Origin of the sequence: Maritalea mediterranea (assembly GCF_021568695.1) — a bacterium.
Taxonomy (GTDB): Bacteria; Pseudomonadota; Alphaproteobacteria; order Rhizobiales; family Devosiaceae; genus Maritalea; species Maritalea mediterranea.
Window position 1 is genome coordinate 1741773 of sequence record NZ_JAKGTI010000001.1, and the last position, 12718, is coordinate 1754490.

Annotated in this window: 9 protein-coding genes; 4 read left to right on the forward strand and 5 right to left on the reverse strand. The window is 53.2% G+C overall.

Annotated elements, in window-relative coordinates; genetic code table 11:
* Positions 1-104 precede the first annotated feature (104 nt).
* The 3 genes from L1I42_RS08395 (at position 105) to L1I42_RS08405 (ending at position 6388) form a co-directional block, all read left to right on the forward strand.
* On the forward strand, positions 105-3689 hold the full coding sequence (locus tag L1I42_RS08395; RefSeq protein ID WP_236114024.1) for a hydantoinase B/oxoprolinase family protein: 3585 nt from the start codon (positions 105-107) through the stop codon (positions 3687-3689).
* 223 nt (positions 3690-3912) lie between these two features.
* Complete coding sequence (locus tag L1I42_RS08400) at positions 3913-4923, forward strand: IS30 family transposase (RefSeq protein ID WP_236113877.1); 1011 nt, start codon at positions 3913-3915, stop codon at positions 4921-4923.
* A gap of 115 nt (positions 4924-5038) precedes the next feature.
* The gene (locus tag L1I42_RS08405; protein ID WP_439651478.1) at positions 5039-6388 is read left to right on the forward strand and encodes an ISNCY family transposase; all 1350 of its coding nucleotides are present in this window, start codon (positions 5039-5041) and stop codon (positions 6386-6388) included.
* Between the two features lie 154 nt (positions 6389-6542).
* Here the strand turns inward: L1I42_RS08405 and L1I42_RS08410 are convergent, their stop codons facing one another.
* On the reverse strand, positions 6543-6839 hold the full coding sequence (locus L1I42_RS08410; RefSeq protein ID WP_236114025.1) for a hypothetical protein: 297 nt from the start codon (positions 6837-6839) through the stop codon (positions 6543-6545).
* Between the two features lie 274 nt (positions 6840-7113).
* Here L1I42_RS08410 and mazG point away from each other — a divergent pair, with 274 nt between their 5' ends.
* A complete protein-coding gene (gene mazG, locus L1I42_RS08415) occupies positions 7114-7938 on the forward strand; it encodes a nucleoside triphosphate pyrophosphohydrolase (RefSeq protein WP_236114026.1) in 825 nt (274 codons plus the stop codon).
* Between the two features lie 6 nt (positions 7939-7944).
* On the opposite strand, the gene hflX is transcribed toward mazG, so the two are convergent.
* The 4 genes from hflX to trkA form a co-directional block, all read right to left on the reverse strand.
* Positions 7945-9321 (reverse strand): GTPase HflX, encoded by a 1377-nt coding sequence (gene hflX, locus L1I42_RS08420; protein ID WP_236114027.1) that lies wholly within the window; start codon positions 9319-9321, stop codon positions 7945-7947.
* A gap of 21 nt (positions 9322-9342) precedes the next feature.
* Positions 9343-9591, reverse strand: a complete 249-nt coding sequence (gene hfq / locus L1I42_RS08425; RefSeq protein WP_236114028.1) for an RNA chaperone Hfq — start codon at positions 9589-9591, stop codon at positions 9343-9345.
* A 154-nt stretch (positions 9592-9745) separates the two neighbouring features.
* On the reverse strand, positions 9746-11173 hold the full coding sequence (locus L1I42_RS08430; RefSeq protein ID WP_236114029.1) for a TrkH family potassium uptake protein: 1428 nt from the start codon (positions 11171-11173) through the stop codon (positions 9746-9748).
* A 31-nt stretch (positions 11174-11204) separates the two neighbouring features.
* Positions 11205-12581, reverse strand: a complete 1377-nt coding sequence (gene trkA, locus L1I42_RS08435) for a Trk system potassium transporter TrkA (protein WP_236114030.1) — start codon at positions 12579-12581, stop codon at positions 11205-11207.
* Positions 12582-12718 lie beyond the last annotated feature (137 nt).

Genomic DNA, 12718 nt, shown 5'->3' on the forward strand with positions numbered 1-12718 from the left:
GCATTTCGCCGACAGAAAAAAAGTGGCCATGTAACATTGACAAATTGTCATTAAATTATCAATAAAGCAACAGTAAATTGAATTTTTTCTCGGAGGAAGACATTGTGAGCGGCCAGTGGGATTTTTGGATTGATCGGGGTGGAACCTTTACAGATATTGTCGCGCGCACCCCGGCGGGCGAGCTGATCCCGCACAAACTTTTGTCAGAAAATCCAGAGGCTTATCCCGATGCGGCGCTGCAGGGCATTCGCGATTTGATGAGCGTTGGCAAAGGCGATCCCATTCCTTCCGATCAGATCGCTACGGTGAAAATGGGCACCACCGTCGCCACCAATGCATTGTTGGAGCGCAAAGGGGATCGCGTGCTGTTCCTCACCAATCGCGGCTTCGCTGATGCGCTCGAGATCGGCTATCAAGCCCGGCCCAAGCTGTTTGACCGTGAAATCAAAAAGCCCGAACTGCTTTATGAGCGCGTGGCCGAAGTGGCCGGGCGCTATTCTACCAAGGGCGAAGAGCTGGAGGCGTTTGACGCTGCCGCCGCAGAGGAGGCGCTGCAGGCCGCCTATGATGCAGGCATTCGCGCGGTCGCGATCGTTTTCATGCATGCATTTCATTATCCGGCCCATGAGCAAAAGGCGGCCGAGCTGGCGAAAAAAATCGGCTTCACCCAAATTTCAGCCAGCCATGAGGTTTCGCCCCTGATCAAGTTTGTCGGGCGCGGCGACACCACCGTGGTGGACGCCTATTTGTCCCCCATCCTTCGGCGCTATGTGGACCGGATGGCGGCGGAGTTGGATACGGAAAACACCAATCTGCGCCTGATGTTCATGATGTCCTCGGGCGGGTTGACCGCCGCCAACATGTTTCACGGGCGCGACGCAATTCTATCCGGCCCGGCGGGCGGCATTGTCGGCGCGGTGGAAACCAGCAAGCTGGCCGGCTATGACAAAATCATTGGCTTTGATATGGGCGGCACATCCACCGATGTGGCGCACTTTAATGGCGAGCTGGAAAAGGATTTTGAAACCGAAGTGGCCGGGGTGCGCATGCGCGCACCTATGATGAAGATCCACACAGTGGCCGCAGGCGGCGGGTCCATTCTCGAATATGACGGCCAGCGCTTCACGGCGGGGCCCCACTCCGCCGGGGCCAACCCCGGTCCGGCCAGCTATCGCCGCGGCGGCCCCTTGGCGGTGACCGATGCCAATGTGATGCTGAATAAAATTCAACCGCAATTTTTCCCGGAGATTTTTGGGCCAAATCAGGACCAGCCGCTGGATCAATTGCTGGTGTGCGATAAATTTGCCGCCATCGCCCAAGAGGCCGGATTGGAAAAGGCCGAAGATGTGGCCGAAGGCTTTTTGAAAATCGCCGTTGAAAATATGGCCAATGCGGTGAAGAAAATTTCGGTGCAGCGCGGCTATGATATTTCCAAATATGCGCTCACCTGCTTTGGCGGGGCAGGCGGGCAACATGCTTGCGCCGTGGCCGACCGGTTGGGCATGCGCACCGTATTGATCCATCCGTTCGCTGGTATTCTTTCCGCCTATGGCATGGGGCTGGCCGATATTAAGGCCAGCGCCCAGCGTGCCATAGGCGAAAGCCTGAGCGTTGACGCGCTGAAAGACACCAAATATGTCGCCGACGAATTGCGGCGTGACATGTTGTTCAAACTCCAGGACCAGGGTGTGACTGACGAGGCCTGCAGCGTGCGCCGCACGGCCCACCTGAAATATCGCGGCACCGATTCCACCATTGAGGTGACCCTGAGCAGCGAAATGGAAATGCGCGCCGAGTTTGAAAAAATTCACAAGGAGCGGTTTGGCTTTATCGAGCCCGATGCAGAAATTGTGATTGAATTTATTGAGGTGGAGGCCGCAGGCGGTCGTTCCACCCATCAAGAGCCCAGCTTGCAGACAAACGATGCAGCGCCAAAGCCAGTTGATCATACCCAATTCTATTCCGGCGGCGCTTGGCAGGAGGCGGATGTGTATCAACGCGACGATCTGCGCCCCGGGCAGCAAATTGCCGGTCCCGCACTGATCATTGAAGCCATCGGCACCATTGTGGTGGAGCCCGGCTGGGGCGCACAGCTTAAGGAAAACGGGTTGATTGTGCTGACCCGCGATCAAGCGCTGGGCGCGGAGCAGATTTCAGCCGATGAGGCCGATCCAGTGATGCTTGAGATTTTCAATAATCTCTTCATGTCTATCGCTGAGCAAATGGGCGTGCGGCTGCAAAATACCGCCCGCTCCACCAACATAAAAGAACGGCTGGACTTTTCCTGCGCCATTTTTGACCGCACGGGTGCGCTGATCGCCAATGCGCCGCATACACCGGTGCATCTGGGGTCGATGGATCGGTCTGTCGCCAGCGTAATCAAGGCCCATCCCGAGATGAAGCGCGGCGATGTGTTTGTGACCAATGCGCCTTATAATGGCGGCACCCACTTGCCTGACATTACCGTGGTTACCCCGGTCTTCGCCGCCAATAGCGACAAGCCGATGTTCTTTGTTGCCTCGCGCGGCCACCACGCGGATGTAGGCGGCATTGCGCCCGGGTCGATGACCCCGCTGGCCCGCTCCATCGAGGAAGAAGGTGTTATTCTCGACAATGAGATTTTGGTGAAACAGGGCAGCTTCCAACACGACTTTATCGAAAAAGCCCTGACCGGCGGCACCTATCCGTGCCGTAATCCGGATCAGAACATTGCTGACCTGAAGGCGCAGATCGCCGCCAATGAAAAGGGCGTGCAGGAATTGCTGCAGATGGTGGATAATTTTGGGCTTGAGGTGGTGAATGCCTATATGGGCTTTGTGCAGGATTATGCCGCCGATTGCGTGGGCCGCGCCATTGCCAAGCTTCAAGATGGCGAAGCCGTGGTGGAGTTTGACCAAGGCTGCCGGATCGCCGTATCGATCAAAATTGATAAGCAAACGGGCCGCGCCATTGTGGACTTCACCGGCACAAGCGAACAGCAGCCGGACAATTTTAACGCGCCGGAGCCGATCACCCGCGCCGCCATCCTTTATGCTTTCCGCTGCATGGTGGATGAAAATATCCCCATGAATGCGGGCTGCATGAAGCCGATTGATATACGCCTGCCTGAGAACTGCATGCTGACGCCGCAATATCCGGCTGCGGTGGTGGCGGGCAATGTTGAGGTGTCGCAAGCTGTCACCGATTGCCTGTTCGCCGCCATGGGCTCTATGGCCGGGGCGCAAGGCACCATGAACAATTTCAATTTCGGCAACGACACCTACCAGTACTATGAGACCATTTGCGGCGGCACCGGCGCGGGGCCGAACTTTAATGGCGCCGATGCGGTGCATTCTCACATGACCAATACGCGCCTGACCGACCCCGAAGTGCTGGAAGCCCGCTATCCGGTTTTGCTGGAAGACTTCCACATTCGCCGCAATAGCGGTGGTGGGGGCAAATTCAAAGGTGGCGACGGTGTGCATCGCCATATCACCTTCCTGGAGAGGATGGATATTTCCTTCCTCTGCGGCCACCGCATTGTGCCGCCCAAGGGGCTGAATGGCGGCCAGGATGGCCAGGTCGGGGCCAACTATAAAGTCACAAAGAGTGGCGGTCGCGAGAAAGTAGACGGCCGCTGCCAGATTGAATGCACCCCTGGCGAAGGTGTCATCATCGAAACCCCATCCGGCGGCGGATTTAGCAGATAGCGACCACGAGGCGCGGCACCCCAAAAGTGCCGCGCCACCAAGGCTTGCATTGTCTCAACAGCATGGTCGGTGAACAGATCGAAGACGCATGCGCCGGCCCGAAAGGAGAAAAATAAGTTCCATAAGATATCTTATACGAATTAGGTGTGTTAGCGGGTGCGCGCTACCTTGAAGTGCGACTTTTGTTTGAAAACAATAAGTTATCAAACGGAGGGATTATGCCATGGGACAAGCTTATTCGCAACTCACCCTTGAAGAGCGTCGCAAGATTGAACGCTGGCGCCATGCACGCGTATCTGTTGATGAAATCGCAAAGACCTTAAATCGTCACCGATCAACAATATTTCGAGAGCTACGACGCAATTATTTTTTGGATCCTGAGTTACCAGATGTGAAAGGCTATTTTGCGGTTGCAGCACAAACGCGTTCATCAAATAGACGTACTCAGCAACAAAAACTGATCAAGTTTCCTGATCTATGCCGCCGCATTGTAGAGAAGATAAAAATTGGCTGGACGCCAGAGCAAATTGCCAACCGCATGATTTTTGAAAACATACAACCAAGAGTCTGCCAGGAAACAATCTATCGCTACATTTATTCTGAAACTGGCATGGAACAAGAATTATGGTGGTATTTGCCCCTGCACCGCAAATCACGCTTACCCCGTAGAGCGCGAAAGAAGTTACCGTCTAAATTCCATCGTGACGTCAGTATTTTATTCCGTCCCGAGGCTGTCGCCCATCGCAGTCAATTTGGGCACTGGGAAGGCGATTTGATGCTGTTTAAGCAACATTTTGGTCAAGGCAATGTCACCTCGCTTGTGGAGCGTGTCAGTCGATTTACTGTGCTGTTGCGCAACTCGAGTAAACACACAAACCCTGTGATGAAAAAGATCGCTTCAGCGATAGGCTCCCTCCCCTTTATTGCGCGCCGCTCTATCACGTTTGACCGCGGTACCGAATTTGTATCCTGGCCGCACCTGCAATCGGAAATCGGGACACAAGCCTGGTTTTGTGATCCATCAGCACCTTGGCAAAAGGGCACGGTAGAAAACACCAATAGAAGAATAAGGCGATGGCTACCTCGCCAAATCAACCTCAAAGCGATCACAGATCATGAATTGAAAATGATCTGTGATCGCCTCAACCAAACACCGAGGAAATGTCTTGGGTGGAAAACGCCTGCCGAAGTGTTCAAAGAAAAGATGCTGGAGCAAGCCGAACGAACGCGTTAAAAAAGGAGAACAAAAGTCGCACCTCACTTAGCGGTCACACGCAAAGCTAAAATGTCACCCATGAGCAAAGCAGAAGTGTCACTATTCTTCAAGTCTAGCTTGGAGGATTTTGACCATGGGTTGGGTAACGATGAGCGAAAGAGAACTAAATCGAGTTGAGATCATTAGTCAGGTTGCGGAAGCGCAATTGGATGTGACGCAAGCGGCAGATCTTTTATGTATGTCACGCCGGCAGGTGTTTCGGCTTTTGAAGCGATATCGCCAAACTGGTCTATCAGGTTTGCGACATACCGCGCGCGGAAGATCACCAAACAACCGGATTAGAAGCGCGAAGAGACAATATATTCTCGAGCTGATCAGGGATAATTATCCAGATTTTGGACCAACCTTAGCCGCAGAGATGCTCGTGGCGCATCATCATATCGTGATTTCGCGAGAGACACTGCGCAAATGGATGATCGAAGACGGGTTATGGTTATCGCGCAAACAGCGTCGGACGTTCCACCAGCCCAGGTTACGGCGCGAATGTTATGGCGAACTGATCCAGATTGATGGCTCGGATCATTATTGGTTCGAGGATAGAGCACCGCCCTGCACTCTGCTGGTTTTCATTGATGATGCGACCAGCAGCTTGATGCAGCTTCGATTTGTAAAGTCTGAGAGCACCTTCAGCTACTTTGAGGCATTGGAGTTCTATCTCAAGCAACATGGACGTCCGGTGGCTTTCTACTCTGACAAGCATTGTGTATTTCGGGTGGCCAATCAGGGCGCAAAGTCGGGCCATGGCATGACCCAGTTTGGCCGGGCCTTAAATGAGTTAAACATTGAGATTCTTTGTGCCAATTCCTCTCAAGCTAAAGGGCGCGTTGAGCGGGTCAACAGAACTTTACAGGATCGCTTGGTCAAGGAACTTCGCATCGCAGACATATCTGATATTGAGCAAGCAAATGTGTTTCTGTCTGAGTTTGTGGCGCGACATAATTTCAAGTTCGCCAAGGCTGCCCGCCGTCCAGATAATCTACATCGCGCGCTCAATGTTGAACCGGACCGGCTAAAGGATATTTTATGTTGGCGTGATGAGCGGTATGTCGGGCGACAACTGGCGTTTTCCTATGATCGTAAGCGGATCATTCTTGAGCAGAATGAGATTACGCGCGCGCTTCCAGGCAAATATGTCGACAGCTATGAGTTTGCTGATGGACGCCTGGAGTTTCGACACAAAGGCATATCGTTGCCCTACGCTGTGTTTGACAAAGATCAGCGTGTCACTCACGCAGCGATCACGGAAAATAAGCGTCTTAGTGCTGTTTTGGAATATGTGAAGGCCGAACAGGAAAAGGCACCGCCAAAGCGAAAGCGGGCCGGAAAGCAACGGACACAATATACGCCTACCGGACGTAAGAATGATGGCTGGAATTCACTTGCGCGGCGTCAAAAAGCAGCCGATCAGGGCTGCGATATTTGAGGTCTCCACCCTGCTCGGCTGCTTAATCCTCAAACGCCCCGAGTGACATTTCTGCTTTGTAAAACCAGTGACAATTCTAAATGGTTGCAACAATGTATTTGAGCGGAATGAATGCCTAAATGCATACGTCGAACTCACGCATCCGCTGTTCCCTTCACTCATCTTCGTCTGCGTCCCTGCGCTGCGTTTCTTTTACAGGCTCAAGCAATTGTCGCATTTCAGCTGTAGCTGCGGCAAAGATCGCAAAGCTGCTTGTTGGCACTGCGCCAGGATCCTCTTGGTGATCCTGCGGCGGCCAGGTTTCGTTCAGGTTTGTCAGCAACCCATCAACAGCCGCTTTATCCTTATCCGCCACATATGTAAGAAGCCATTGCAACACATGCCGCTGCGCCGTTAAGCGTCCTTCCAGCTCCGCGGATGACAATTCCATACCTGAGTTCTCTTTAGTCATAGCATAATCCTGACTTGGTTTTGCTTGATCGCCGCCTGGCCTGAATTTAAGCGCGCAATTTTTTATTTATGTACACAACGCTACGAAAAAGATCGCCGTTCCAACATAACATCTGGATGCCATTGCTGCTAAAGGTTTGCCCGACCAAAATGCTGCGATTTTGGCTTGGGTCACCTTGTGCCAAACAAGTGAGCAAGATAAAAGAAAATCGGCAAAACACCATGTAGTTGCCTAGCTATCCAATGCTTTAGGACTTTTATTTTACGGCCCCAATATGAAACCCTCTCGCGATATCCAAACCCTAATTGACATAATGGCTCGCCTCCGCGATCCAAATGGCGGCTGTCCTTGGGATTTGGAGCAGGATTTTGACAGCATCAAGCCTCACACCATTGAAGAAGCCTATGAAGTGGCGGAAGCTATTGAAAATAAAGACTTTGAGGAGCTGCGCGACGAGCTCGGTGACCTGCTGTTTCAGCCCATCTATTATGCACAAATGGCGAAAGAAAAGGGTGAATTTGATTTCGGGGATATTGTTTATGGCATTTCAGCCAAACTAATCCGCCGCCACCCGCATGTGTTTGGCGATCTCGACACATCCGACCCCGTGGAAGTCAAAAAGGTGTGGGACGGGATCAAGGCCGAAGAACGGGCGGAAAAAGCCGCCCGGCAAGCGCATCCGGAAAAGCCGACGGGATATCTCGACGATATTCCCCGCGGCCAACCGGCGCTGATGCGGGCTGATAAGCTGGCCAAACGTGCCGCACGTATCGGCTTTGATTTTGCCGGTCCCGCCCAAGCGGCTGAAAAGCTGCATGAAGAATTGACCGAATTGCAGGACGAGATGAACGCCGATGCGCCAAAAGAGCGGCTGCACGAAGAGCTGGGCGATCTCTTGTTCGCGGTGGCCTCCCTCGCCCGCAAACTGAATATCGACCCGGAGACCGCCTTGCAGGACGCGAACGCCAAATTTATCCGGCGCTTTCAGCATATTGAACAAGGCGTGGCGCAGCAGAACAAAAAGCTTGATGAAACAGACTTTGCGACTCTGCAAAGCCTGTGGGACGAAGCCCGACTGGCGGATAAATCAAAGGGTTAGCCCCCTCTAGTGCATCAGCACATAGGGACCAAACTCCTCTAGAAAACCGGACATTTTGTTTTTCGGAATCCGCACCTGATAAACGATCGACAATTCATCGTCGCTGCTGGATTGGTCAATCACTTCGCCATTCTCAAACAACCAATGTGCTTTTCCCGCGGCCTCGTGTGGCAAGATCACCCGCTGCACTCGGCTGTTCTCAGCCAGCTTTTCCTCGATCATGCTGATCAATTTATCGATATTCTGTCCGGTAACAGCAGAGACTTCCACCACAGGCACATCACTCTTATGCTGCGCCCGCGCTTGCTCCAGCAGCCCCTCATCGGCTTGATCAATCTTGTTCCACACCTCAATAAAAGGCACATCTTCAGGCGTTACGCCTAAATCTTTCAGCACGTCTGCTACATCCTGTGCCTGGGCCAAATGGTCTGGATTTGAAACATCGCGCACGTGCAGCACCAAATGCGCATCGGTCACCTCTTCCAGCGTGGAGCGGAACGCGGCCACAAGATCGGTGGGCAGATCAGCGATAAAGCCAACCGTGTCGGAAAATACGACTTCCCGCTTATGGGGCAAAATGCGCCGCCGCACGGTGGTGTCGAGGGTGGCAAACAACATGTCCGCCTCCTCGGCGCTCGCGCCCGTCAGGCAGTTGAACAAGGTGGATTTGCCGGCATTCGTGTACCCAACCAAAGAGATGATCGGGTGTGGCACCACTTTACGGGCCTTGCGCTGTTCGGTGCGGGTCTTTTTCACTTTGTTGAGCCGCTGGGTCAACAGCGTGATCCGCTCCTGCAATTGTCGCCGGTCAGCCTCAATCTGGGTTTCCCCCGGCCCGCCAACAAAGCCCAAGCCACCACGTTGCCGCTCCAGGTGGGTCCATGACCGCACCAACCGGCCCTTTTGATAGTTCAGGTGCGCCAGCTCAACTTGCAACACCCCTTCCCGCGTGGCCGCGCGCTCGCCGAAAATCTCAAGGATCAGCGCTGTGCGGTCCAAAACCTTGGCACCCACCTGTTTTTCAAGGTTGCGCTGTTGAATGGGGGACAATTGACAATCAAGCAGCACCAGCTTGATCTTTTCATCGCGCACGGTCTCGGCAATAGCTTCCACATGACCGCCACCAATAAAGGTCGCTGGCTTAATCTCGCGCACCGAGACGATGATCGACTGCACCACAACCAAATTGATCGCTTCCGCCAAACCTTCAAATTCGGCCTTGCGGGCATCAATCGTCCGGCGATTGGGTTGTTTGGTAATGTCTGGCGTCACCAGCATGGCACGCGTGGGCGCAGCGCGGCGATCCACAAATGCTTTGGGCCCACGTGCAAATTCCACCCCTTCCTGCTGCTCAGGAAGTGGGTTGTCTTTTGATTTGTTCAACGGCTTACCTGTTGCTCTATATTAGCTCTTGTCCGAGTTTTCCGGGTCAAAAAGCTGTACCGGTGCCCCTGGCATGATGGTTGAAATTGCATGTTTATATACGAGCTGCGATTGAGCCTCCCGACGCAGCAACAAACAAAAATTATCAAACCAGGTAATCACGCCCTGTAGCTTTACCCCATTGACCAGAAAAACGGTCACTGGAATTTTGTTTTTACGCACATTATTGAGAAAAGAATCTTGCAGATTTTGGCTTTTATCGTTGGGCATTTGGGCCTCTTTTTTTAAACGGTGCTGACGCGCAACTTCATTCCAGTACCGTGATGGATGCCACTTTTTAGGGTAGATACGCACCCTTAAAATGGTCTGTTTATTCTAATGCCACGCACAATTACTCAATGCGGCATGTGCTTTTTTTAACGGGCTACTGCCGCAGCAAATTTGCGATTGCTGCAAAGATGATCAATATTTCAACTCGCCCTGCAAATGCAAATATAGCCATAAGAATAAGGGCTTGTCTACTGTGTTCCCCGCCACTATCCAGTCCAAGCTCGGTTAATGAGGCGATCGAGTTCAAGCTGCCCACGGCCAGAGAGAAAGCTTGGCCAAACTCGTAGCCGAGGGCGGAAAAGGCCATCAGCGCGACACTCAGGGAGAGAATGAATAAAAAGAAATAGCTCCAAACCGCCTTCACATTGCGCGCATCAAGGCTATGGCCCGAAATTTTGACATTGGCCAATACCGCATGTGGAAAAACCAATTGCCGGGCCTGATTGATGGACTGTTCAAGCATCGTGCCCAATCTGTGCAACGTAATCCCACCCGCAGTGGAATAGGTAGTGGCCCCACCAATCGCCAACATCCAGGCCAAGGTAAGCGGCACGCCGCTGCCCATATTCTGATTGTGCAAAATGCCTGTTGTCGTCATCAGCGCCGTGACATCGAAGACATTGGCTAGGAAGCTTGGATGGCGCTGGCCGCTAAAGATCAAGGTCTGGGCCGTAAACAACAAAAGTGCCGTTATCACCACCAGACTGATAAGGGCCATACTTTCGCGATGCTCGCCCAAAAGATCAAATCGCCGAAACACCACCATTTTGTGCCAAATGATCGAGGTGCCGCCGATCAACATAAAGATGATCAGCGTGATTTCCGCCGTATAGTTGTTGAAAATTGTGCCGCCAGATTGGGTGGGCAAAAACCCATTGGTCGACAGGCTGGAAAAGGCCGCCAAAAGCGCGGTCAATGGCCGAACGCCCTGCACCAAAAGCAGCAAGAAACAAGTGAATGTAAGCGTGGCATAGGGGACTGCGATCTCGCCCAAAGTCCGCATCAATTTGGGGCTGCCGCTCGTTGTCCCGTGCAACACAAAGCGCAAGTCACGATTGGGCAAACCGCCGACCTGAAATGGCGCTAAGATGTAAATGATGATCGATAGCGTCAGAAGCCCGCCATACCAACCCAGCACCCCGCGATAAGCCGCCATCGCGCTGGTGATTTTTTCGACCGGAAACGGTGTGACGCCCAGTGTTGTGGCCGCGGACACTGATTCAATCAACGCAAAATCCGCGCGTTGTCCTTCCAACAGAATAAAAGGCAAAGCCCCCGCAAGACAGAGCGAGAACCAAACGCAAACCGAAAGCAAAAACATGTCGCCACGTCGAAGCCGCCGCACCTTGCGATAAAGTGCCAGAATAAGCCCGCCCGACAACAAAAACAGCGCGATCGCCATCAGGGTAAACCCTTCCACCGCGGCCCAGTCCGGCCCGGTGAAGGCCACGATCAGGGGCACCAGCAGGCAAAGGGAGAGCCCGAAAACAATGATGGCCGAAAACACAATGATGGTGGGCATGATTTATGCGACGCGCGCGGCCCCTTTCTTGCTAGAAAAAGTCGATGCTAACGCGGAACATCTGCTCCACTTTTCGCACAGATTTGGCCAGGGCAAATACAATGACCAAATCGCCAGCTTCAATCCGGCTGTTGCCATTTGGCATGTGCACTTCACCACCGCGAATGATGGCGCCGATGCGCACCCCTTCGCCGAACTTGAATTCTTTCAACGGCTTGCCCACCAGCGGTGACGTTTCTAGCGCCTCGGCCTCAAGCAATTCGGCGGCCCCATTGTAAAGCGAGTAGACGCCACGAATGCGGCCGCGGCGCACATGCCGCAAGATCTTGGACACAGTGGCCGCACGCGGGTTCAAAAATGCGTCCACGTTCAATCGCCGGGCAAATCGCGGATATTGCGCCTGGTTCACCAGCGCAATGGTGGTGGCACCGCCCATTTCGTTCGCCAACACGCAGGAAAGGATGTTGGTTTCATCATCATTGGTGAGACCCAAAAACATTTGGCATTGCTCGATGCCCACTTCCCGCATGATTTCATCGTTCAGGGTCGACCCATAAACCACAATAGATTTTTCTAGCCGCTCCGCCGCTTGTTGTGCCTTGTCACGATTGGTCTCGATCAAACGTACAGAAATGCCGTCGCGGCTTTCTTCCAGCCGTCGCGCCACATATTGGCCCACATTGCCAGCGCCGGCGATCACCACCTTGTCCGGCAATTCTTCCTTGCGGCCAAACATGGAGAGCACGCGGTTGACCTGATCTTTCTCCACGCTCACAATGGCCTCGTCACCTGCCATCATGAAATCATCAGACTTGAGCGCCAGCATCTCACCGTCGCGGATCACCCCCATCACCATCGCCTGCAAATTGGGGAAAAGCTCGGTGAGTTGATGCAATGGCGTATCAATAATGGCGCAATCTTCCGCCACCGGCACGCTGAGCACCAACACCTGATCGTCATCAAACGAGACAATGTCACTGGCGCCGGGATAGGCCATACGCTGCAAAATCAGTTCGCCAACCTCCACTTCGGGCGAAATAATCACATCAATGGGCAAGTGATCGCGGGCGAACAAATTGGAAAATTCAGAACGCAGATAGTTCTGTGCCCGAATCCGGGCAATACGGATCGGCACATCAAAAATCGAGTGCGCCACCTGGCAGGCGGTCATATTGACCTCGTCCACCTGGGTCACTGCAATCAGCATATCGGCTTCGCGTGCACCGGCCTGTGCCAGAATTTCCGGGTGTGAGCCATGGCCGTGGATGCCCCGTGCATCAAGGGTATCGCGCACCCGCTGCACCAGCTCCGCATTGCTGTCAATCACTGTGACTTCAATGCCTTCCTGCGACAAACGTTCGGCAATGCCGTAGCCCACTTGCCCTGCACCGGAGATGATCACGCGCATATAAAAGCCCTTTTGCTATATCAGCTCGTTTATGTGTGCCGTGATGCGCAAAAAAATACAAGCCCCAGCACACATCATGCTGCCGGGCGCATCCTAGGGTCAAGACCTATTAAATTGACTGAAATGGCGTTCGAGTT

Bases quoted from the DNA above. Each gene is read 5' to 3' on its own strand.
- trkA (WP_236114030.1), bottom strand. From the start codon at position 12,581: ATGCGCGTGATCATCTCCGGTGCAGGGCAAGTGGGCTACGGCATTGCC.
- L1I42_RS08400 (WP_236113877.1), top strand. From the start codon at position 3,913: ATGGGACAAGCTTATTCGCAACTCACCCTTGAAGAGCGTCGCAAGATT.
- L1I42_RS08410 (WP_236114025.1), bottom strand. From the start codon at position 6,839: ATGACTAAAGAGAACTCAGGTATGGAATTGTCATCCGCGGAGCTGGAA.
- L1I42_RS08430 (WP_236114029.1), bottom strand. From the start codon at position 11,173: ATGCCCACCATCATTGTGTTTTCGGCCATCATTGTTTTCGGGCTCTCC.
- L1I42_RS08405 (WP_439651478.1), top strand. From the start codon at position 5,039: ATGGGTTGGGTAACGATGAGCGAAAGAGAACTAAATCGAGTTGAGATC.
- mazG (WP_236114026.1), top strand. From the start codon at position 7,114: ATGAAACCCTCTCGCGATATCCAAACCCTAATTGACATAATGGCTCGC.
- hfq (WP_236114028.1), bottom strand. From the start codon at position 9,591: ATGCCCAACGATAAAAGCCAAAATCTGCAAGATTCTTTTCTCAATAAT.